The 21,732-nt window shown below is 56.3% G+C and carries 18 protein-coding genes and 1 riboswitch; of the genes, 12 read left to right on the forward strand and 6 right to left on the reverse strand.

Annotation, left to right across the window (positions count from 1 at the left end; translation table 11 throughout):
* Positions 1-574: 574 nt before the first annotated feature.
* The 4 genes from PHA01_RS15000 (at position 575) to PHA01_RS15015 (ending at position 5,629) form a co-directional block, all read left to right on the forward strand.
* A complete protein-coding gene (locus tag PHA01_RS15000; protein ID WP_271896788.1) occupies positions 575-3,637 on the forward strand; it encodes a helicase-related protein in 3,063 nt (1,020 codons plus the stop codon).
* Positions 3,638-3,639: 2 nt separating this feature from the next.
* Entirely contained in the window at positions 3,640-4,062 is a 423-nt protein-coding gene (locus tag PHA01_RS15005; RefSeq protein ID WP_271896790.1) for an RNA-binding S4 domain-containing protein, read from the forward strand.
* A gap of 274 nt (positions 4,063-4,336) precedes the next feature.
* On the forward strand, positions 4,337-4,675 hold the full coding sequence (gene fdxA / locus PHA01_RS15010) for a ferredoxin FdxA (protein WP_112531007.1): 339 nt from the start codon (positions 4,337-4,339) through the stop codon (positions 4,673-4,675).
* A 354-nt stretch (positions 4,676-5,029) separates the two neighbouring features.
* Positions 5,030-5,629 (forward strand): CarD family transcriptional regulator, encoded by a 600-nt coding sequence (locus PHA01_RS15015; protein WP_112531006.1) that lies wholly within the window; start codon positions 5,030-5,032, stop codon positions 5,627-5,629.
* 52 nt (positions 5,630-5,681) lie between these two features.
* Here PHA01_RS15015 and PHA01_RS15020 read toward each other — a convergent pair whose 3' ends face one another.
* The 4 genes from PHA01_RS15020 to thiB form a co-directional block, all read right to left on the reverse strand.
* Positions 5,682-7,190: a M48 family metalloprotease gene (locus PHA01_RS15020; protein WP_417020973.1), complete on the reverse strand. Its 1,509-nt coding sequence runs from the start codon at positions 7,188-7,190 to the stop codon at positions 5,682-5,684.
* A gap of 118 nt (positions 7,191-7,308) precedes the next feature.
* Positions 7,309-7,983, reverse strand: coding sequence for a thiamine ABC transporter ATP-binding protein (locus tag PHA01_RS15025; RefSeq protein ID WP_271897377.1), 675 nt, complete (start codon positions 7,981-7,983; stop codon positions 7,309-7,311).
* A 76-nt stretch (positions 7,984-8,059) separates the two neighbouring features.
* Entirely contained in the window at positions 8,060-9,685 is a 1,626-nt protein-coding gene (gene thiP, locus PHA01_RS15030; protein ID WP_271896793.1) for a thiamine/thiamine pyrophosphate ABC transporter permease, read from the reverse strand.
* A gap of 4 nt (positions 9,686-9,689) precedes the next feature.
* Positions 9,690-10,706, reverse strand: a complete 1,017-nt coding sequence (thiB, locus tag PHA01_RS15035) for a thiamine ABC transporter substrate binding subunit (RefSeq protein ID WP_271896795.1) — start codon at positions 10,704-10,706, stop codon at positions 9,690-9,692.
* A gap of 44 nt (positions 10,707-10,750) precedes the next feature.
* Positions 10,751-10,869, reverse strand: a riboswitch (TPP riboswitch).
* A gap of 705 nt (positions 10,870-11,574) precedes the next feature.
* Between thiB and PHA01_RS15040 the strand changes: the two genes are divergently transcribed.
* From PHA01_RS15040 to PHA01_RS15055, 4 genes are all read left to right on the forward strand, one after another.
* Positions 11,575-12,210, forward strand: coding sequence for a thiamine diphosphokinase (locus PHA01_RS15040; RefSeq protein WP_271896797.1), 636 nt, complete (start codon positions 11,575-11,577; stop codon positions 12,208-12,210).
* Positions 12,211-12,303: 93 nt separating this feature from the next.
* Positions 12,304-12,594 carry a hypothetical protein gene (locus PHA01_RS15045; protein WP_209999163.1) on the forward strand — a complete coding sequence of 97 codons (291 nt, stop codon included), beginning with the start codon at positions 12,304-12,306 and terminating at the stop codon, positions 12,592-12,594.
* A 152-nt stretch (positions 12,595-12,746) separates the two neighbouring features.
* On the forward strand, positions 12,747-13,064 hold the full coding sequence (locus PHA01_RS15050) for a YMGG-like glycine zipper-containing protein (protein ID WP_114431218.1): 318 nt from the start codon (positions 12,747-12,749) through the stop codon (positions 13,062-13,064).
* A gap of 152 nt (positions 13,065-13,216) precedes the next feature.
* Positions 13,217-15,031, forward strand: coding sequence for an ABC-F family ATP-binding cassette domain-containing protein (locus tag PHA01_RS15055; protein ID WP_271896802.1), 1,815 nt, complete (start codon positions 13,217-13,219; stop codon positions 15,029-15,031).
* On the opposite strand, the gene PHA01_RS15060 is transcribed toward PHA01_RS15055, so the two are convergent.
* Positions 15,028-15,393, reverse strand: a complete 366-nt coding sequence (locus PHA01_RS15060) for a cell division protein ZapA (RefSeq protein WP_271896804.1) — start codon at positions 15,391-15,393, stop codon at positions 15,028-15,030. The genes PHA01_RS15055 and PHA01_RS15060 overlap by 4 nt on opposite strands.
* A gap of 79 nt (positions 15,394-15,472) precedes the next feature.
* Complete coding sequence (locus PHA01_RS15065; RefSeq protein WP_112524605.1) at positions 15,473-15,745, reverse strand: DUF4164 domain-containing protein; 273 nt, start codon at positions 15,743-15,745, stop codon at positions 15,473-15,475.
* A gap of 293 nt (positions 15,746-16,038) precedes the next feature.
* Here PHA01_RS15065 and tkt point away from each other — a divergent pair, with 293 nt between their 5' ends.
* From tkt to PHA01_RS15085, 4 genes are all read left to right on the forward strand, one after another.
* A complete protein-coding gene (gene tkt, locus PHA01_RS15070; RefSeq protein WP_271896808.1) occupies positions 16,039-18,024 on the forward strand; it encodes a transketolase in 1,986 nt (661 codons plus the stop codon).
* A gap of 57 nt (positions 18,025-18,081) precedes the next feature.
* Positions 18,082-19,089, forward strand: coding sequence for a type I glyceraldehyde-3-phosphate dehydrogenase (gene gap / locus PHA01_RS15075; RefSeq protein ID WP_271896809.1), 1,008 nt, complete (start codon positions 18,082-18,084; stop codon positions 19,087-19,089).
* 230 nt (positions 19,090-19,319) lie between these two features.
* Positions 19,320-20,516, forward strand: coding sequence for a phosphoglycerate kinase (locus PHA01_RS15080; RefSeq protein ID WP_271896810.1), 1,197 nt, complete (start codon positions 19,320-19,322; stop codon positions 20,514-20,516).
* A 174-nt stretch (positions 20,517-20,690) separates the two neighbouring features.
* The gene (locus tag PHA01_RS15085; protein ID WP_271896812.1) at positions 20,691-21,716 is read left to right on the forward strand and encodes a class I fructose-bisphosphate aldolase; all 1,026 of its coding nucleotides are present in this window, start codon (positions 20,691-20,693) and stop codon (positions 21,714-21,716) included.
* Positions 21,717-21,732: the final 16 nt, after the last annotated feature.

Consider the following 21,732-nt stretch of genomic DNA (forward strand, 5'->3'; position numbering starts at 1 on the left):
AAGATGCGTAGCGCCAACATGGTGTTCTTCCGCCGGATGGGTGCCCTGAATCTTGTCCTATAAAGCTCGTGAATCGTTCCGAGTTGTGCGGTTTCTGTTGCAGCAGCATCAAATATGTGTGGTGAACAAAACGGAAATCTCGCGAGGCGCCGATTCCATTTGGCTTGACCGGTATGGCAACGATAGTTGTCGGAGCAAACTTGCATGGATCAGCTAACCATAAGAAATCATTGGTCTTTAGTGCTGATAAACTCGGTCACAATTATGAGTTGACATGCGCCGCTGTCAGAAATGCAACCTGGCGAGGCCTATTTTCAATGATTCAGCATGTAGTGCGATTTAGTGCCGGAGAAGCTAGATATGGCCGTGAACAAATCAGGAATCACATCCTAGAGCCGTTTCGTAGCTGATTCGTTCGCCTCGCGTTCTATTTCGTTACGGTACACTCCGTGAATCGGTTCGCGATTGTTTATCTGGATTGCCCCGCCTACCTTTCTGTCGGACGCTTAAAATGCTAATCGAAAATGCATGCCCGGCTTTCACTGTCTTGGTGGCCGGTATTGGATTGTAATTGATGAACCTCATGCCCAACCTCGAACTTCCCCTGGTCTTAACCGGCCGCGATGTTACAGCCGTTCTGGGGCCTACGAACACAGGGAAGACCCATCTAGCGATCGAGCGGATGCTTGCCCATCACACCGGAATGATCGGCTTGCCACTTCGTCTGCTTGCCCGGGAGGTTTATCATCGCGTGGCAGACAGGGTCGGGCTGGCAAATGTCGCGCTGATTACCGGTGAGGAAAAGATCAATCCACCTGGGGCCCGTTATTCGGTCTGCACGGTTGAAGCGATGCCCCGTCAAACCGATGTGGATTTTGTCGCCATCGATGAAGTGCAGCTCGCCAACGATCTTGAACGCGGCCATATTTTCACCGATCGCATTCTACATCTGCGTGGTCGACAGGAAACGTTGTTGCTTGGCGCAGCAACGATGCGCGGAATACTGGAGAAGCTCTTGCGCGGCGTTTCTGTTGTCACTAGGCCGCGGCTTTCAAATCTCGCCTATGCAGGTTCCAAGAAAATAACCCGCCTGCCGCCCCGATCCGCGATAGTGGCCTTCGCCGCCGAGGAGGTTTACTCCATCGCAGAATTGATACGGCGTCAAAGTGGTGGCGCCGCGGTGGTCATGGGTGCTCTCAGCCCGCGCACGCGTAACGCGCAGGTCGATCTCTATCAGTCCGGTGATGTCGATTATTTGGTCGCTACAGACGCAATTGGCATGGGCCTCAATCTCGATGTCGATCATGTGGCCTTCGCTCAGGACCGCAAATTCGATGGGTACCAATTTCGTAACCTCTCACCCGGCGAGATCGGGCAGATAGCTGGCCGCGCCGGCAGGCATTTGCGCGACGGTACGTTTGGAGTGACGGGCCAGGTGTCAGGGTTCTCGGAGGAACTGGTACAGAGAGTGGAATCCCATTCCTTCGACGCTATCAAGATTCTGCAGTGGCGCACGGCTCGCTTTGACTATTCCAGCCTGGACGCGCTGAAGAGATCCATCGATACGCCCGCTCCTATCGAAGGATTGACGCGAGCTCTCCCCGCAGTGGACCAGCAGGCGCTGGAATATTTGTCCAACGATCCGGATGTCGCGCCACTGGCCAACACACCTGAACGTGTGGCTCTTTTGTGGGATGCTTGCGCTCTGCCCGACTATCGCAAGATCGCGCCAGCGCAGCATGCCGACATTATCGCATCGATCTATACCGACCTCGCGGATAAGGGCCATGTGAACGAAAATTACATGGCCGAAGAGGTTCGCCGCGCCGATTCCACGGATGGCGATATCGATGCGCTTTCACGGCGGATCGCCCAGATCAGAACCTGGACTTTTGTGTCTCACAGGCCTGGATGGCTTGCAGATCAGGCACATTGGCAAGAAAAGACGCGTGAAATTGAGGACAGACTATCAGATGCACTGCATGAAAGGTTGACGAAACGCTTCGTAGACCGCAGGACAAGCGTGCTTATGAGGCGCCTGAGAGAGAATACAATGCTAGAAGCCGAAATTAGCCCTGCCGGGGACGTTGTTGTCGAGGGGCATCATGTTGGACGTTTGGATGGGTTCCGTTTCACTACGGACGCCCAAGTTGATGGAACGGACGCGAAGGCCGTCAAGGCTGCAGCGCAAAAAGCGCTTGCGACTGAATTCGAAAATCGCGTCGAGCGGTTCTCCGCTTCGGCCAATGGCGATTTCGCCCTCGGCTCGGACGGGACCTTGCGATGGATCGGCGCGCCGGTTGCCTCGGTTGTCTCAGGTGAGCAAGCGCTGAAGCCTCGTGCTGTTCTGCTTGCCGACGAGCAATTGACAGGTCCCGCGCGCGACAAAGTCGCGGCGCGCGTCGATCGCTTTCTCGCTCATCACATCGACACGATCCTCAAGCCACTTGTTGACCTTGCCAATGCCGATGCGCTTGTTGGTATCACCAAGGGCCTTGCTTTCCAGCTTGTCGAGAATTTCGGCGTCCTTCAGCGCCGTGATGTGGCGGAAGACGTCCGTGGTCTCGATCAGGATTCACGGGCTGCTCTCCGCCGTCTTGGGGTCCGCTTTGGCGCTTACAATGTATTCCTGCCGGCACTGCTCAAGCCTGCACCGGCCGGTCTGCTGACACTTTTGTGGGCACTTAAGGAAGACGCCAAGGATCGCCCCGGCTACGGAGATGTGGTGCAGGTCCTATCTGCTGGACGCACATCTGTGGTTACAGACCCGAGCTTTGATCCAGCCTTCTATCGACTTGGAGGCTACCGACTCCTGGGCCGGCGCGCAGTGCGAATCGACATTCTTGAGCGCCTCGCCGATCTTATCCGACCTGCACTTGGCTGGAAGCCAGGAACCGGCACACGGCCGGATGGCGCGTATGATGGAACTCGCTTTGTGGTGACTCCGTCAATGATGTCGATCCTCGGCGCTACCGCCGACGATATGGAGGAAATTCTCAAAAGCCTCGGCTATCGTCCTGAATCGGTCGAAGCAGCAATTGTTGCTGCCAAGCTGACAGAACTTGATACCGTGCCAGTGCCTGCCGACCTAGTGGCCGTAGTTGCTGCTACGTCGGGCCCAGCGGTTGCTGAAGACGAGAACGTTACATCCACGGAAGCAGCCGTTGATTCCACCGAACCGTCTGCCACCGTAGAGGCTCAGCCGGAACCGGTCGCAGAAGTCAGCGCGTCCGCTGACGAACCTGCCCCGACTATTGCGCAAACTGTGGCGGAGGAAGCACCGAAGCCCATTCTGCTTTGGCGCCAGGCGCGTTTTGACAGCCGCAACAATCGCGGGCACCAGGAGAAACGCGAACATCATCGCGGAGGGCAGGCGCGCAGTGTCCGAGGCGAACAACGTCCCGCTCAGAATGAACGCGATGCAAATCAGCAGAACGAACAGGGTGCGCGCAAGGAACAATTCCGCGGCAAAGGCAAGTCCAACGGCAAGGATCGCTTTAAGCAAGGCGATAATGGAAAGTCCGCTGGCAAGCCACCGCTCCACAAGCGCCCGGAACGTGAAGAGCGTCCGGTCAAGATCGACATGGATTCTCCCTTTGCCAAGCTGCTGGCACTGAAGGAACAAATGAAGAAATAGGGATGGTGGGCACGTCCTCAAATCACGACAGCGCAAGGCAGCGCATTGACAAATGGCTGTTCTTCGCCCGAGTGGTCAAATCCCGTGCCCTCGCGGCCAAGCTCGTCTCTGGCGGAAGTGTTCGGTCCAACAAAGACAAGATCGATCAGCCATCGCACGGCGTGAAACCCGGGGATGTGCTTACGATCACTCTCGATCGGCGTATTCTCATTTACAAGGTGGTCTCTGGTGGAACGCGCCGAGGCCCGGCCGAAGAAGCGCGAACATTGTACGAGGACATCTCGCCGCCACCTCCACCCAAGGACGGCATCACTGCTCTCGACGGATTACCCAAGCGCGATGCGGGCAGCGGACGCCCGACAAAACGCGAACGCCGGCAGGTTGACCGGTTGATGCAGAGCGACGACGACAATTCAGGGGAATGATGTTAAATTTCGAATATTGGCCATCGTGTCGAAATACTCTCTACCAGAGGCTCGTAAGCTAAAATATTATTCCACGAAGCGCGTCAGTATGGGATAGGCGTTGCTTGTCGATTGCGTGTCGCAGTGCCATGAATGGCGCCGTGAACGCCGATGTCCCTAGCTTTAAGGGAATCCCGACCGCGTTCTGGTGCCGCAGCCGTTTTTCCCCTCTTGTCAGCCCGGCATCGAATCGTTACCTCAACGGCTGACACGTGGTGTCTTCAGGAGCCAGTAAATGACTTATGTTGTGACCGACAATTGCATCCGCTGCAAATATATGGATTGCGTTGAGGTCTGTCCTGTCGATTGTTTCTACGAAGGCGATAACATGCTCGTCATACATCCGGACGAGTGCATCGATTGTGGCGTTTGCGAACCTGAATGCCCTGCGGAAGCTATCAAACCCGATACCGAGCCGGGCCTGGACAACTGGCTGCAGATCAATGCTGAATACGCCGAGAAATGGCCTAATATCTCGCAGAAACGCGATGCTCCTGCCGATGCCAAGGATATGGATGGTATCGAAGGCAAGTTTGAGAAATTCTTTTCGCCAGAGCCTGGCGAGGGCGACTGATATTTTATTCGAGTTTAGAAATAAATAACCGATTTTTATCGCAGGGCGTATCTTGAAATATCGCGCCTTTTGCGCAGGCGCAGCAAAAAGTTGATTCTAATCACTTTTCGTGATAGTGTAACGGCATATGTTGATCATTGGACGTCAAATTTCGTGGCGCTAAAGCATAAATCACCAATCGGCTAGATTTATTTCGGACTCTGCAGTTCAGGGCGTGTTGTTTGTTTGCCCATCAATCTGTTTTGTCCGGATTGCTTTTGCGTGACAATTGGCGGCCGACAAACCGGGTTCCGGTTTCCAGTGATTGGTTTGACCGGTGCGTTTTGCCGGGCGCAGCAAGGAGTAGTTAAGCGCATGACAGCAGTTCAGCAGAAAAAGACCGCCCAGCGTATCGGATTTAAGACGGGCGAGTTTATTGTATATCCGGCCCACGGCGTAGGACAAATTGTCAATATCGAGGAACAGGAAGTTGCGGGCCACAAGCTTGAGCTGTTCGTTATTGATTTTCAGAAAGACAAAATGCGCTTGAAGGTACCGGTCGCCAAGGCAACAGCTATCGGTATGCGTAAACTTTCAGAGACAGACTATGTGGATCGTGCGTTGAAGGTTGTCCAGGGGCGCGCTCGCATCAAGCGGACCATGTGGTCTCGCCGTGCCCAGGAATATGATGCGAAGATCAATTCCGGCGACCTGATTTCGATTTCGGAAGTCGTGCGGGACCTTTTCCGGGCTGACAACCAGCCGGAACAGTCATATTCAGAACGTCAGCTTTATGAAGCAGCGCTCGATCGCATGGCTCGCGAGATCTCCGCCGTCAACAAGATGTCGGAAACAGAAGCTGTGCGTCTTATCGAGGTTAATCTCGCCAAGGGACCGAAGCGTGGTGCCAAGGCTGAAGAGACCGAGGTTGAAGCAGACGTCGTTGTTGAAGACGAGCAGGAAGAAGCCGCATAAAGATGGTTTCATCCGACGCATAAGAGAAAAGCCCGGCATTTGCCGGGCTTTTTTATTCGCTGATGATCTTGACCTTGTCGCCGGCGGACACCGCGCCGCCGGGCGGCAGTGCATTGATCAGGCGGAAGAGGTCGAGCTTTCGATCGGTGCCCATGATCTGGTTGGAGAGGCTGACCAGCGTATCGCCGGGCTTGACTGTGACGACCCGGATGCGCAGGGGCTTGGTATTTGCTTTCTCCTCCGGTGTAAGCAGGTGGAAGCTCCGGATGACCGTCTGCGAAGCCGGCATCAGCGTGGTGCTTCCCGTTGGAGCAGCTGTCAGAAAGCGGTAAATCCGATTGCCGGCATTGACGACGAATATATCGAACTCCCAACGATCCGCTCGGGCTTTCGCGCTCGCCGCGGGCATTCCGTTGAACGTCACTGCCTGAACGCTGGCATCGTCAAGACCCGTAACCCAGCCGCTGCGCATGTAATCCGTCATCGACGGATTGCCTGAAACCTGCGTTCCGTCGAAGCGTATTGCCACCTCGCCCGGTCCCGTCGCCATGACCGCGTCTGCGCTGTTGTCGATAGTGAAACCCTCGGGAACGGTGAAGCTTACACCGAGCAGCGGATGAACGAAGTTGCGTCCACGAACGTAACCTTCCTCGGGGGTGTCGCCATAGAGGATGCCGTCGATGCCCTGTAGGAACGAGTCGCGGTCTGTCGTGCCTACACCCGGTGCGCCGATACGACGGGCATGCCCGCGCGCGAGTTCGATGCGCTGCGGCGCTGAAGGGTGGCTTGCAAGAAAGTCGAGGCTCGCATCGGTCGCGCCCGAGACACTGCGGAAATCCGCATAGGACGCCATGGATTGCAGGAAGCGGGCCGCTGCGAAGGGATCATAGCCAGCTTCACCAATCATCTTGATGCCAATGGCATCCGCCTGAAGTTCCTGATTGCGCGAAAATTGCGCCATGCGCAGCTTTCCGCGGATCAGCGCTTCGCGTCCAGCACTATCGTCTTGCAAGACTTCCGAAACAACGCGACCGGCAATCTGTGCTTCCTGCTCGCGCTGCTGGCGTTCAATACCATGATTGGCGATCACATGACCCATCTCATGGGCGATGACTGCTGCGAGTTCCGCACTGTCATTGGCTAAAGCAAGAAGGCCGCGCGTTACATAGAGATATCCGCCGGGAAGGGCGAACGCATTGATGTTGGGCGAGTTGAGGATGGTGATGCGGTAGGTGTGCGTCGGATTGTCGGAAACCGTAGTCAGGTTGCCGACGACTTTGGCGACCATGCGTTCAAGCTTGGCATCCTTGTATTCACCGCCATAGGTCGCAAGAATGCGAGGATGTTGCTCGGCGCTGAGCTTTGCCAGCCTGTCGTTCTTGGTGACATTGTCGACTGTCACCGGATTTGACGAAGGCCCTAACGCGTCGTCCTTGGTGACATTGAGAACCTGGCACCCCGACAGGAAGGCAAGCAGCAGCGTTGCCGACGCGAGATTCCTGCGGCGAGCGGCTGGAAGCCATCCGTTGTAGTTGGGGGAATCGTGCGAAGCCAGAATCATGTCCTCATTGTCGTCGCGCGCGGGCAGACGCGTGTTTTCGTGCCCTTGCTAGCCCGACAAGCAGCTGTGAGCAAGAATTTCATTGTGTTCTTGAATGTGGCAACGCGTCGAAAATATGTCAAAGCGCAGAGTCTTCTGCACCGAGATATTTCCGCAACAGCGTTGGCGCCTTGGTTGAGAGCAGGTCTGCCGCCGGTCCCGAAGCAACGACTTTCCCGTTGTCGAGGAAAACCAGCAAAGATTGCAGACGCAAAGCATCGCCGGGATGATGCGTCACCATGACCACGGTCATACCGGTTTCTTCCTGCAGATCACCGACAAGGTCGAGCATCGCATGTCGCAAAGCGGGACCAAGAGAGGCGAAAGCCTCATCGAGCAAGAGTACCGGCCGGTTCCGTACCAGCGCTCGCGCTATCGCCACCCGCTGGCGCTCGCCGCCGGATAAGGCTTCCGGCTTTCGATGCTCCTTGCCTGAGAGACCAACCTTAGCGATTGCCTCCGCAACAGCCACCCTGTCAGTTTCGTCCAATCTGAGGTTGGGCTTTCGGCCCAGCCCGACATTGGCGGTGACGTCAAGATGCGCGAAGAGATTATTGTCCTGGAAGACCATCGAAACGGGCCGTTCGGATGGCGCGGCATGGGTTACGTCCGCACCCGCAATTACAATCCGACCGGATTTAGCCGTTTCAAATCCAGCGATGAGATTGAGCAGGGTGGATTTTCCCGCACCGCTTGGACCTATGATCGCAGTGATGGTCGACGGTTCGATGATGAGGTCGAAATGCATCGCCATGTCATCATAGTCGAAGTCGACCGCATCGAGGCGGATCGCCGCGCCATCCGTGGTTGGGGCCTCGGTTCGGGAACGCTCAGCCAATGTTTGCGACCTCTCTTTTTGCCAGAGTGCCTGCACCTCTGTCAGCTGCGATCATCAGGAGCAAACACAGCACACCGAGGATCAATGCCAGGCCCGCCGCGTCCTGTGTACGATAGCTCCCCATGCGTTGCAGCAGCAAATAGGGCAGAGTCTGGGTGGAATTGTTGCCAAAGAGAGCGATCGTTCCAAGGTCGCCGAGCGACAGGGCCATCGCAAAAGCGAAAGCGACGCTCGACGGCCGCTTCAGAACAGGCCAGTCGATAAGACGAAGCCGGCTCCATCCGGTAATGCCCAATTGCGCGCACAGCCGGTTGTGGCGGCTAGCCGCTGTATCCCATGTCGGGCGCAGTATGCGAAATGCAAAAGGGATAGCCATCGCCCCGTTGACGCTCACGACCATAAAGGGTGCAAGACTGAAGGGATCGACAAAATGGCGTGAGAGAATAAACCAGCCGGAGCCGATAACGATCGGCGGGATGACCATGATAAGACTTGCACCGCGATCGAGCGAGCGCTCAAACAGTTTTGGCGAGGCGTAGCCACGCCGGCTTGCAAGATACTCGCGGGCCACCACCAACGCTAGTGAAATGATCAGTGACAGCGCAGCCGCACTTGCTCCGAGCACGATGCTCGTCAAGATTGCGCGCCAAACAAGGCTCTCACCCAGAAGCCGGAGAAGATCGGCCGCCAGCCCCGAAACGACTGTTCCGGCTATCGGCAGCGCGACGAAAAGCAGACCGACGATTATCGTGGCTCCGTCCAGAAGGCGTGTCCCCAACGTTGTCTGGTCAAAACGGCGCGTCGTCGTGCGTAGGCTGAACCCTTCCTCGGTCGGGCGGCCGCTTAGGCTAAGAACCGATAGAACTGCAATGGTCAGGCATAATTGCAAAAGCGTTAGCGAAACCGCGCGGGCAATATCGAAATCGAAATGCAGCGATTGATAGATCGCAACCTCAAGCGTCGTCGCACGCGGTCCGCCGCCGAGCGTCAGGACGATGGTGAACGATGTAATACAGAGCATGAAAATCAGCCCCGCGATTCCGGAAATGTTCCGCAGGATCACCGGCCATTCGATCAACCGGAACCGCGCCCATTTGCCCATGCCGAGTTGGGAAGAGAGTTTCCAATAGTCTTCCGGAATAGAGTCCATGTTTGACAGGAGGAGTCGTGTTGCCAGGGGCAAATTGAAAAACACGTGTGCGAGGAGGATGCCGGTTAGACCGTAAATATTGGGAATGACGTCCAGCCCCAGCCAGCTGAACAATGCAGCAAGCAGACCATTGCGCCCATAAATACTGGTGATACCGAGCACGGCGACAAGGGCCGGCAGCGCGAGCGGTAAAGCGAAGAGCCGCAAGATCAATGTACGTCCCGGGAAGTCAGGATGCGCGTGCAGGGCGCGAGCGAGCGGGATGGCAAGCCCCACCGAGAGCAGCATGGAGAGCAGCGCCTGCAGCAGTGTGAAGCGGGCAATGCGCCACAGATAGCTGTCGAAGGCCGCAAAGCCTTCCGCGCTGCCACGCAGTGCCTCGACTGCGAGGCTTATGCATGCGCCGCCCGCAAGCACCGCAAGGAAGGCGAGGGCGAGAGCCCCCGCCAATGGCTTCAACGAGATCAACGTGTTACAGGCTCATGGCCGACAGCCACTCATCGATCCAGGCTTTGCGGTTCTTGGCGACTTCCTCCGGTGAAAAGATCAATGTTTTCGCCGGCTTTACCAGGGCATCAAAGGCAGCGTTGAGCGGTCCGCTCGTCTTCGCCGCGGGAAACATCCAGTTGCTTTCTGGAATGGTATCCTGGAATGCCGTGCTTGTCATGAAAGTCAGAAACTGTGCCGAAAGCGGGTTTTTTGCGCCATTCACAGTTTGCGCGGCCACTTCGACCTGCAGGTAATGGCCCTCTTCGAATGCAGCGGCCTTGTAACGATCGGTCTTTTCGGCAATGACGTGATAAGCAGGCGAGGTCGTATAGGAAAGCACTAGCGGTGCTTCACCCTTGATGAACAGGCCATAGGCTTCGGACCAGCCCGGCGTCACGGTCAACACCCGATCCTTCAGTTTGGCCCAGGCTTCGCCGGCCTTGTCGCCATAGACGGACTTCACCCAGAGCAACAGGCCGAGCCCGGGTGTGGACGTCCGGGGGTCCTCGATGACGATTTTCTGGCTTGCATCACCCTCGACCAGTTGCTTGAGGCTGGTAGGCGGATTCTTGAGCTTTTCCGTATCGTAGATCACTGCAAAATAGCCGTAGTCGTAGGGAACGAAAGTATCGTCCTTGTAGCCACCCGGAATGTTGATCGAACTTGTGTCGATTGCGTGCGGGGCGAAGAGGCCTGTTTCCTTCGCCTCATAGGTCAGATTTGTGTCGAGGCCAAGCACGACATCGGCTTTGGTTGAAGCACCTTCAAGTCTCAGACGGTTGAGCAGAGCGACGCCGTCCGTAACCGCGACGAAGTCCACAGTGCAATTGCATTGCTTTTGGAAGGCTTCCTTGACTTTCGGCCCCGGACCCCATTCGGCAGTGAAGCTTTCATAGGTATAGACCGTCAGTTTGCCATCGGCTTTCGCCGGTCCGGCAAGGGCAAGGGCGAAAATGCCCGCGACAGTTGCAGATTTAAGAATAATCTCGAATGGCCGCATCGGCGCCTCCTAGAGTTGAAATTCAAAAGGATTGGTGCGCCGGCTTTATTGCCGCGTCTAATCCCTCCGCCGGTACAAGCCGGATCAGGTTCCGCGGGTTGGCAGGATTTCTCCTTGAGCCTCTCAGCCGATCCTTTTCGGATTGGCACCCCGTTAGAGCATTGCAAAGATTAGAGATAAAGCTTTTGCCGTGCAAGCAATATGCCTTGGCCGTTCAGGGGTATGGTTCCCCCTTGCCACGCCCTCATCCCGAGTCTGGCTATTGTTTGCATGCTGGGAAGACGGGCGGTCGTCGAAGCGCGTCTTTGTAGAATAATAATGCGATCCGAAGACCGCCCGTCCGGCGTCTTTTGATCCCGTCCGTTCCGCTTGGGAGGCTTGACGTTGGGTGAATTGCTTCGCCCGCTGCCGAAAGCCCCTTTCGAAGTGCTCGTCCAGCACACGCCAGTCGTAGTACCGGCAGGGGAACCCTTGGACAGAACTTCCCCGGACAGCGGGTCCGTTACCCGCCATCGGAGGCGCCGATCCTCTCCCCACTTCGAACGGCTCCGGAAGCAGTTCCCCGTGGAGAGGACGGGGATAGAATAAGTCAGGTTTGGAGGTGTTGGATAAACAGCCATGATTATTTTTTGGAATAACGGAAGTTATAAGAAGAACCCCTCCCTGCTGCTACGCAGCTTCCCTCCCACAAGGGGGAGGGTAACAGCGCCTTATTCTGCAGCTCCGCCTATTTGCCGTATGCAGCGGATGACAGTTGCGACGGTCTTACCCTCCCCCTTGTGGGAGGGACGGAGCGAAGCAGCAGGGAGGGGTCTTTCTTAGCCAAGTACAGCTATCCCCCCACCTGCCCGCATGCTATGGGCGATCCATGAGCAAATTTGTTATCCTTCTTGGTGGAGCCGTTCATGTTACCAATCGTCTCCTGCGTCTTGTAGCCGGGGCGCGGGTGCTCGCTGCCGATGGAGGAATCGCCCATGCAGCGCCGCTCGGGCTCGAACCGGAACTTTGGCTTGGCGATTTCGATTCGACCTCGGCGGAGCTCGCAGCACAGTATGCCAAGGTTCCGCGAATGGAATTTCCGTCGGAAAAGGACATGACCGACGGCGAACTCGCCCTGAACGAAGCCTACCGGCTGGGTGCGACTGAAGTTATTCTCTGCGGGGCTTTTGGCGGCGAGCGTACCGATCACGCACTGCTGCATTTGACCATGGCAACGCGGTATGCAGCCGAAGGGAGGAAGCTTGTTCTCTCTAGCGGATATGAAGAGGCACATCCTCTGGTGGCAGGCTCGTATGACTTCGATTTTGTCGATGGAACCCTTTTCAGCATTGTTGCATTTTCGCAATTAAGCGGGCTTTTTATCCATGGTGCGCGCTGGCCGCTTGAAAATGTGGAACTTTTTTTCGGTTCATCGCTTACAGTGTCGAATGCCGTGCGTGGGAATCTCCACGTGTCACTTCATTCGGGTAAAGCGATCCTTATCGCTGCGCCGCAAATCGCCTGACGCTTGTCAAATAAAAGCGGAAAGTGTAATTGTCGGCAGCCAGCATTGGGGACGCAAGCTGATGAGTTTGGTTTTAAAACGGAGAGGTCTTCCATGTTGAAAAGTTTATCCACGATTGCAGTCGCAGGGCTTTTGGCGCTCTCGGTTGCCGGTTGTACGACCAGTGATCAGCGCGTCGCCGGTTATGGCCTTGGCGGTGCCGCAATAGGCGCATTGGCAGGTGGTGCAATAAATGGTGGAAAAGGCGCTCTCGCAGGTGCCGCGATCGGTGGTGCCGGTGGTGCTCTGGTAGGTGCTGCAACGAATAACAACAACGGTAGCCGCTATTGCACGTACGAAAATCGCTATGGCGAACGCTATCGCGCGCCGTGCCGCCGCTATTAATTTGCATTAAGCTAGAAAAGAGACAGGCCGGAAATTCCGGCCTGTTTGTTTTCGAGACCAACAATCTTCGGCCAACGCTCAGCGATCTTTCTTCTGCCGCATTATCTACGCAGAGTCTGGCTCGTATTATTTCGATGTGAGAGGATTTTAAGATGACAATTCGTTTAACTGCAATTGCGGTTTCGGCCCTTCTGGCTTTGTCTGTGGCCGGTTGCGCGACGAGTGAGCAAAATCAACGTGCCGGGACGGGCGCTTTGATCGGCGGTGGCGTTGGTGCGCTGGCTGGCCAGGCACTTGGACATGATACGAAGAGCACCGTCGTTGGTGCAGCAGGCGGCGCACTTCTTGGTGCAGCCATCGGAACCGCAACGACCCCGAGAGGACAAAGCGGCAACTATTGCCGTTACCAGCGGCGTGACGGATCCATCTACGAGGCCCCCTGCGAAGGCAATGGCGGTGGTGGTTACTGATCGTAACCGCTCGACCTAGAGCTTTTGTGTAGGTACAACAGGCCGGAAATTCCGGCCTGTTGTGCTTTATGGCATTTGACAGCGGCAAAAATCTCGCCGACAAGCACGGCGACCTTCGATCGTGGCTTCATTTTCCAGAACTGTAAACTTGTATGGCTCCCCCTCTTCTCCGTCTTGACCAGATAGCGCTGACTTTTGGTGGCACGCCGCTTTTGAGCGACGCGGCCATTTCCGTCAGCGAAAACGATCGCATTGCGCTGGTCGGCCGCAATGGATCGGGTAAATCGACGCTGCTGAAAATTGCCGCCGGATTTATTGCGCCGACCGACGGTGAAGTGTTCAAGCATCCGGGCGTCACCGTGCGCTATCTGGCGCAGGCTCCCGACATGGAAGGCTTTGCCACCGTACGCGCCTATGTCGAAGCGGGCCTTGGGCCGGCTGACGATCTTTACCGCGTCAGCTATCTGCTCGAACATCTTGGCCTCACTGGCGAGGAAGAGCCGGACAATCTTTCCGGTGGCGAAACACGCCGTGCTGCGCTGGCCAAGGTGCTGGCGCCGCAACCCGACATTCTATTGCTCGACGAGCCGACCAACCATCTGGATCTCACAACCATCGAGTGGCTGGAAGACGAGTTGCGCCAGATACGTTCCGCGATCGTGGTTATTTCCCATGACAGGCGCTTTTTGGAAAATGTCAGCCGTTCGACCATCTGGCTGGATCGCGGCGTGACAAAGCGTCTTGACCAGGGCTTCGGCTCTTTCGAGGAATGGCGTGACAAGGTTCTCGAAGAGGAAGAGCGCGACCTGCACAAGCTCGGGCGGCAGATCGTGCGGGAAGAGCATTGGCTGCGCTATGGCGTGACGGCCCGGCGCAAGCGCAATATGCGGCGGCTTGGCGATCTGCAATCCATGCGCAGCGAATTCCGTAATCATCGCGGCGCGCAAGGCAAGGCCGTGCTGAAAGCCAGCGATGCAAGAGAGTCCGGCAAGCTTGTCATAGAGGCGGAACATCTCGTCAAGGCCTATGGCGACCGGGTGCTGGTCAATGATTTTTCAACGCGGATACAGCGCGGAAATTGTGTGGGATTCGTCGGGCCCAACGGTGCAGGCAAGACGACACTGCTGTCGATGCTGACCGGGGTGCTTGCCCCGGATATCGGCTTCGTCAAGCTAGGCACCAATCTTGAGATCGCCATCCTCGACCAGAAGCGCGACAGTCTCAATCTTGAGCAGACGCTGTCGGACTACCTGACCGACGGGCGCGGCGAGAATGTCATCGTCAACGGCGAGCAACGTCACGTCGCATCCTATATGAAGGACTTTCTGTTCCAGCCAGAGCAGTTGCGCACGCCCATTCGCGAGCTCTCCGGTGGTGAGAGAGCGCGGCTCATGCTGGCGCGGGTTCTGGCACGCCCTGCCAATCTTCTGGTGCTCGATGAGCCAACCAATGATCTCGACATGGAAACGCTCGATCTGTTGCAGGAACTGGTAGCCGGCTTCGCGGGTACCGTCCTCCTTGTCAGCCATGATCGCGATTTTCTCGACCGGACGGTGACGTCGGTGATCGCTCCGGAGGGCAATGGCCGCTGGCTCGAATATGCCGGCGGCTATACGGACATGCTGGCGCAGCGCAAGGAAGCTGCGTTGGCGACGCGCAAGGAATTGAAAGCTGCAAAGCCCGCCGCTGGTTCGGTAGAAAAGGCGCTACCGGCGCAGCGCGAAGAAAAGCGCAAGCTTTCCTACAAGCAGAAGTTCGCGCTGGAAACTTTACCGGGAAAGATTGAAGCGCTGCACGTTGATATTGCAACGCTGGAGAAAAAGCTGGCAGATCCGCAACTTTTCGCCAAGGATGCGGCGCTGTTCAACAAGACCGTCGATGAAATCGGAAAGAAGCGCCACAGCCTCGAAACGTACGAGCACGAATGGCTGGAGCTCGAAATGCTGCGGGAAGAAATCGAAGGCTAATTCGCTTTTGGCGCGAGCTTGGTTGCAAGCGTCTCGATACGGGTCGTGACCTCGGACAACACGCCGGTGATTGCAGCGTCGTTATCGTCCGCCTTGGCCAGGGCCTCGTCGCGGCTCTTGCGCAGCGCTTCCGCCTCGTTTTCGAGACCCTTGACCCGCATCTGCAATTCGCTGAGCTCATCCATGACCATGATGCCGGCCATGACAGTCAAGCGCAGATCTCCAATTTCGCCAAAAGACGATTTGAGATGGGTGACGTAGCGGTCAAAGCGCTCGGCAAGACCTGTCAGGTGCTGTTCCTGGCCTTCGTCGCAGGCCATTCTGTAGGCTTTGCCGTCGATCGTAACTGTTACCGTGGCCATGGTATGTTCTTCCCGGGTTAACTCTTTGTTTTGTCGCATTTCCCGACGGAAAACCGTTTCACACTTTTCCTGGAAATGCTTAGCGATCAAGGACGGTGCGGATGGACTCCATCGCAGCCACGAGACGGCGCGAAACTTCCTTGTTTGCCGCTTCCAGGCGCTCGGCCCGCCCTTCCGACGCATCGAGTTCCTGGGCCAGCTTGCGCCGGTCCATGTTCATGCGCTGCACTTCTTCTTCAGCCTCGGCAAAATCGCCTTCATGCTCCAGACGTGCGTCGACCGCATCCTCAAGGGACGCCAAAGCTTTTGCCAGTCTATCAAGAACCTGTTTGAGGGTGGCTTCCGATGCCATTTCAACGCTTCCCCATGTGTCAATCTTTTTAAACGAATCGCAAAAAGAAGAACAGCTTATCTTGGAGAGTCTAAGGGTTACATCAACGCCACGTCAATCAATCCGCGCCGTCATGGCCCAGTCATGCACCGATAATAATCTCGTGCGACGAATGACCCGTTTGTCGGCGAGGCCATTTTGCCTTAGGTTTAATTGACTCCCTGAAGACACCTGCTATTTGTCGCGTGCCTTTTGGATATTGTCTTTCCGGCATCCAGAGACGGCACTCCTTTCCTCTTCGAAAGACGGTGAACATGACCAATTCTGAGAAATCCAACCAAATGGCCAATGCAATCCGCTTCCTTTCAGCGGACGCGGTGGAAAAAGCCAATTCCGGCCATCCCGGCCTTCCCATGGGCGCAGCCGATATTGCGACCGTGCTTTTCACCCGCTTCCTCAAGTTCGATCCGAAAGCGCCGCATTGGCCCGACCGTGATCGTTTCGTGCTTTCGGCCGGCCATGGCTCGATGCTGCTCTATTCGCTTCTGTATCTGACGGGCTACGAAGACATTACCATCGAGCAGATCGAGAACTTCCGCCAGCTCGGATCGCGTACGGCCGGTCATCCGGAATATGGCCATGCCGCCGGTATTGAAACCACGACAGGTCCTCTTGGACAAGGTTTGGGCAACTCCGTGGGCATGGCGCTTTCCGAACGCATCATGAATGCGCATTTCGGCGACGATCTGGTCGACCACCATACCTATGTCATCGTTGGCGATGGCTGTTTGATGGAAGGCATCAGCCAGGAGGCGATCGCGCTTGCCGGCCATCTCAAGCTGAACAAGTTGATCGTTTTCTGGGATCACAACAATATTTCGATCGACGGCCCGGTTACCCTCGCCGACAACACCGATCAATGTGCCCGCGTCGAAGCTTCTGGCTGGAATTCCATCAGCGTCGACGGTCACGATCAGGATGCGATTGCTGCTGCAATCGAGAAGGCACACAAGTCCGATAAGCCGACATTCATTGCATGCAAGACGACCATCGGTTTTGGTGCGCCGACGAAGGCTGGTACCAATAAGGTTCATGGGTCGCCGCTTGGCGCCGAGGAACTTGCCGGCGCGCGCAAGGCGCTGGGCTGGACGGCGGAGCCTTTTGTCGTCCCTGCCGACATTCTCAATGATTGGCGTGCCGCGGGTCAGCGTTCTGCGAAGGAACACAAGGCTTGGGATGAGCGCTTGGCCAAAGTCGATTCGACTATCCGTTCCGAGTGGGATCGCCGTTTGAGTGGTGATTTGCCGGATAATTTCGAAGCAACTATTTCGGCCTACAAAAAGAAGCTTTCCGAAGACAAGCCCAAGGTTGCGACCCGCAAGGCTTCCGAGATGGCCCTCGAAGTCATCAACGGGATTGTGCCGGAAACAATTGGCGGTTCCGCAGATCTGACAGGCTCCAACAATACCAAGACCAGCCAGACCAGCAACATCACCCCTGAAGATTACGGTCAGCGCTATGTGCATTATGGCATTCGCGAGCATGGGATGGCTGCAGCGATGAACGGTATCTCGTTGCACGGCGGCCTCATTCCCTATTCGGGTACGTTCCTGACGTTCTCCGATTACGCGCGCGGCGCCATGCGACTTTCCAGTCTGATGGGCATTCGCGTCGTCTACGTGATGACACATGATTCAATTGGTCTTGGTGAAGACGGGCCGACACACCAGCCGGTCGAGCATCTTGCCGCACTGCGTGCCATTCCCAATAATTACGTTTTCCGCCCGGCCGACGTCGTCGAAACGGCGGAATGCTGGGAATTGGCACTCAAGTCACGCAAGACACCCTCGACAATCGCTTTGACCCGCCAGAATCTTCCGACGGTGCGGACCGAATATATCGCGGAGAATATGTGCGCCTATGGTGCCTATGAGCTCGCAGCGGCAAGCGGCAAGGCCGAAGTCACCATCTTTGCGACAGGTTCGGAAGTCGAAATAGCTCTCAATGCCCGCACGCAGCTGGAAAAAGACGGCCATCCGACGCGTGTCGTTTCCGTTCCCTGCTTTGAACTTTTTGAACAGACGAGCGACGAGTACAAGCGCAAAATCCTCGGCGATGCGCCGGTAAAGATTGCTGTCGAAGCTGCCATCCGCATGGGCTGGGACAGGTTCATCGGTATCGATGGCATCTTTGTCGGGATGACCGGCTTTGGTGCCAGCGGCCCGATCGAAGCACTGTACGAGCATTTCGGTATCACCGCGGACCAAATCGTCGCAGCGGCGGAAGCGAAGTTGAAATAATCCAGACCATTCCTGCATAATCCATTCAAGGGCCCCAAAACCCAGGGAGACATACAAATGACAGTTCGCGTTGCAATCAACGGATTTGGCCGCATCGGCCGCAACGTTCTTCGCGCCATTGTGGAATCCGGCCGCACCGATATCGAGGTCGTTGCGATCAATGATCTCGGCCCGGTCGAGACCAATGCCCATCTGATGCGCTATGACAGCGTCCACGGCCGTTTCCCCGGAACCGTGACGGTCGATGGCGACACGATCGATGTGGGCCGCGGACCGATCAAGGTTACTGCCGTACGCAATCCTGTCGAATTGCCGTGGAAAGAGCTCGACGTTGATATCGCGCTCGAATGCACCGGTATCTTCACCGCGCGCGACAAGGCCGCTGCTCATCTTGAAGCCGGTGCAAAGCGGGTCATCGTTTCGGCGCCTGCCGATGGTGCCGACCTGACCGTCGTCTTCGGCGTCAATGACCACAAACTGACGAAAGACCATATGGTCATTTCGAATGCGTCCTGCACGACGAATTGCCTTGCGCCGGTAGCCTATGTTCTCAACGAAGCCGTCGGCATCGATCATGGATTCATGACCACGATCCACAGCTACACCGGCGACCAGCCGACGCTCGATACGATGCACAAGGATCTCTATCGCGGCCGTGCTGCAGCCCTGTCGATGATCCCGACCTCAACCGGTGCGGCCAAGGCCGTGGGCCTCGTTCTTCCAGAACTCAATGGCAAGCTGGACGGTACTTCAATACGCGTTCCGACCCCGAATGTTTCGGTTGTGGATTTCAAGTTCGTCGCCAAGAAGCCGACGACGGTTGCGGAGATCAATGATGCCGTCAAATCGGCTGCCAATGGCAAGCTCAAGGGTATCCTTGGCTATACAGACGAGCCGAATGTTTCGATCGACTTCAATCACGACCCGCATTCTTCTGTGTTCCACATAAGCCAGACCAAGGTGCTGGAGGGCACATTCGTGCGCGTGCTCTCTTGGTACGACAACGAGTGGGGCTTCTCGAACCGGATGGCTGATACGGCTGTGGCTTTCGGCAAGGTCATCTGAGACCTTCGTAAATCCATCCTGATGGCCATCTGATGCGATTTTCTGCGCTTCCGGTGCTCATGGACCTAAATGTCCACTGCGCTCCGGTTCTCGCAAACCGCACCAGCTGACCCATCAGGTTGAATTTCTCACGAGGTCTCCCGGAGATCCAATTTCGGTGGCGGGGCGTGATAGGCTGTTGTCCATCTGGCCTGCTAACCATGCGTACCATTTCAAATGAGGGTAGGACGATGACTGTTTTCAAGACGCTAGATGATGCCGATGCCTCTGGAAAACGCGTGCTTGTGCGCGTTGATCTGAATGTCCCCGTAGCAAATGGCGAAGTAACCGATGCCACCCGCATCGAGCGGGTTGCGCCGACCATTCTTGAACTGTCGAAAAAGGGCGCGAAAGTCATCCTGCTGGCTCATTTCGGCCGCCCGAAGGATGGTCCTACGCCGGAATTCTCGCTGAAGCCAATAGCGTTGGCGGTGTCGAAGGTCATTGGTCACAGCGTTCAATTTGCCGAAGACAGCGTTGGCGACAAGGCTGCGGAAGCGGTTGCCACCCTCAAAAATGGTGACATTCTGCTCCTGGAAAACACCCGCTTCCACAAGGGCGAGGAAAAGAACGATCAGGCTTATGTGGAAGCGCTGGCCGCGCTCGGCGATATCTACGTGAATGACGCATTCTCGGCTGCCCACCGTGCCCATGCATCAACTGAGGGGCTTGCGCGCGCGCTTCCCGCCTATGCGGGACGCACGATGGAGGCAGAACTTCGGGCGCTGGAGAAGGGCTTGGGCAATCCAAAACGCCCGGTCGTTGCCATTGTCGGCGGCGCCAAGGTATCTTCCAAGCTCGACCTTCTCGGCAACCTCGTTCAAAAGGTCGATGCACTGGTAATTGGTGGCGGCATGGCCAACACGTTTCTCGCTGCGCAGGGCGTGAATGTGGGGAAATCCCTGTGCGAGCACGATCTAGCCGCGACAGCGCGGGAAATCATGGCCAAGGCGAATGCCGCCAATTGCACCATCATCCTGCCTGTCGATGCCATCGTCGCATGGCATTTTGAGGCTAATGCACCGTTCCATGCCTATGGTCTCGACGCCATTCCAGATGACGGCATGATTCTCGACGTCGGCCCGCAGTCGATCGAGCGCATCAAGGGCGCCATCGACGATGCTTCCACACTGGTGTGGAATGGGCCACTCGGCGCCTTCGAACTGCATCCGTTCGATCATGCAACGGTTGCCGCTGCACGTCATGTGGCCGCGCGGACGAAGGCAGGGCACCTCGTGTCAGTCGCCGGCGGAGGTGATACCGTCGCTGCTCTCAATCATGCTGGCGTCGCAGACCATTTCAGCTATGTTTCGACTGCGGGAGGGGCATTTCTCGAATGGATGGAGGGCAAACCTCTGCCTGGTGTGGATGCTCTGAAAAAACACTAGATATCTATCCTTCTCGAGGATCCGTCGCCCGCTACGATTAATGAACAACAGAAAATGTTATCTCTCTAAATCGGTTGAAAAAATTTCAATCGTTTCAATAAGTTGGTGTATAGTTCCGTTTGTCATTTGCTTCTGCTATGGCCCACGATGTGGGAAAATGGAGTGATATAACTGATGAGCGAACGCCTGGAAGATATCGCGATTGCAATGGTTGCCGACGGCAAGGGTCTGCTTGCTGCTGATGAAAGTACAGGAACAATCAAGAAGCGGTTCGACACGATCGGGCTGGAATCGACTGCCGATAGCCGGCGGGATTATCGCGAAATGCTGTTTCGTTCCAATGAAGCGATGAAGGATTATATCTCCGGGGTCATTCTTTACGACGAGACCATTCGGCAAAGTGCCAAGGACGGAACGCCGTTCGTCAAACTTCTTCAAGCTGATGGCTGCATTCCCGGCATCAAGGTCGATGCGGGTGCGAAGCCACTTGCCGGTTTCACCGATGAGACGATCACTGAAGGTCTCGACGGACTGCGCGAACGGCTTGGCGAATATTACAAGCTTGGTGCGCGTTTCGCCAAATGGCGCGGTGTGATCGGTATCGCCGACGGTATCCCAACCTGGGGCGCGGTCAAACAGAACGCACAGGCACTGGCGCGCTATGCCGCGCTTTGCCAGGAGGCCGGTATCGTGCCGATCGTCGAGCCGGAAGTGCTGATGGATGGCAAGCCTGCCACGCATTCCATCGAACGCTGCTATGAAGTCACGGAATGGGTTCTGAAGACGGTTTTCGATGAGCTCTATGATGCGCGCGTTGTGCTGGAAGGCATGATCCTGAAGCCAAACATGGTCATCGACGGCAAGAATGCCCGCAAGGCTTCGGTCGAGCAGGTAGCCGAACAAACCGTGCGGCTGTTGAAATCAACCGTCCCGGCGGCAGTTCCAGGCATCACATTCCTTTCTGGTGGCCAGAATGACGAGGAAGCCACCGCGCATCTTTCGGCGATGAATGCCAATTACACGCTGCCATGGAAGCTCTCATTCTCCTATGGCCGCGCACTGCAGGCAGCTGCCTTGAGCGCCTGGAATGGTAAACCCGAGAACGTTGCAGCGGGCCAGCGCGCCTTTACCCACCGCGCGAAGATGAACAGTCTTGCCGCAACGGGCGGCTGGAAAAAAGACCTCGAGAAAGCAGCTTAAGCGTTTTTTATCCAAA

Origin of the sequence: Candidatus Phyllobacterium onerii, from assembly GCF_028331445.1 — a bacterium.
Taxonomy (GTDB): domain Bacteria; phylum Pseudomonadota; class Alphaproteobacteria; order Rhizobiales; family Rhizobiaceae; genus Phyllobacterium; species Phyllobacterium onerii.

Bases quoted from the DNA above. Each gene is read 5' to 3' on its own strand.
- PHA01_RS15000 (WP_271896788.1), top strand. From the start codon at position 575: ATGAACCTCATGCCCAACCTCGAACTTCCCCTGGTCTTAACCGGCCGC.
- PHA01_RS15005 (WP_271896790.1), top strand. From the start codon at position 3,640: ATGGTGGGCACGTCCTCAAATCACGACAGCGCAAGGCAGCGCATTGAC.
- fdxA (WP_112531007.1), top strand. From the start codon at position 4,337: ATGACTTATGTTGTGACCGACAATTGCATCCGCTGCAAATATATGGAT.
- PHA01_RS15015 (WP_112531006.1), top strand. From the start codon at position 5,030: ATGACAGCAGTTCAGCAGAAAAAGACCGCCCAGCGTATCGGATTTAAG.
- PHA01_RS15020 (WP_417020973.1), bottom strand. From the start codon at position 7,190: ATGATTCTGGCTTCGCACGATTCCCCCAACTACAACGGATGGCTTCCA.
- PHA01_RS15025 (WP_271897377.1), bottom strand. From the start codon at position 7,983: ATGGCGATGCATTTCGACCTCATCATCGAACCGTCGACCATCACTGCG.
- thiB (WP_271896795.1), bottom strand. From the start codon at position 10,706: ATGCGGCCATTCGAGATTATTCTTAAATCTGCAACTGTCGCGGGCATT.
- PHA01_RS15040 (WP_271896797.1), top strand. From the start codon at position 11,575: ATGAGCAAATTTGTTATCCTTCTTGGTGGAGCCGTTCATGTTACCAAT.
- PHA01_RS15045 (WP_209999163.1), top strand. From the start codon at position 12,304: ATGTTGAAAAGTTTATCCACGATTGCAGTCGCAGGGCTTTTGGCGCTC.
- PHA01_RS15050 (WP_114431218.1), top strand. From the start codon at position 12,747: ATGACAATTCGTTTAACTGCAATTGCGGTTTCGGCCCTTCTGGCTTTG.
- PHA01_RS15055 (WP_271896802.1), top strand. From the start codon at position 13,217: ATGGCTCCCCCTCTTCTCCGTCTTGACCAGATAGCGCTGACTTTTGGT.
- PHA01_RS15060 (WP_271896804.1), bottom strand. From the start codon at position 15,393: ATGGCCACGGTAACAGTTACGATCGACGGCAAAGCCTACAGAATGGCC.
- PHA01_RS15065 (WP_112524605.1), bottom strand. From the start codon at position 15,745: ATGGCATCGGAAGCCACCCTCAAACAGGTTCTTGATAGACTGGCAAAA.
- tkt (WP_271896808.1), top strand. From the start codon at position 16,039: ATGACCAATTCTGAGAAATCCAACCAAATGGCCAATGCAATCCGCTTC.
- gap (WP_271896809.1), top strand. From the start codon at position 18,082: ATGACAGTTCGCGTTGCAATCAACGGATTTGGCCGCATCGGCCGCAAC.
- PHA01_RS15080 (WP_271896810.1), top strand. From the start codon at position 19,320: ATGACTGTTTTCAAGACGCTAGATGATGCCGATGCCTCTGGAAAACGC.
- PHA01_RS15085 (WP_271896812.1), top strand. From the start codon at position 20,691: ATGAGCGAACGCCTGGAAGATATCGCGATTGCAATGGTTGCCGACGGC.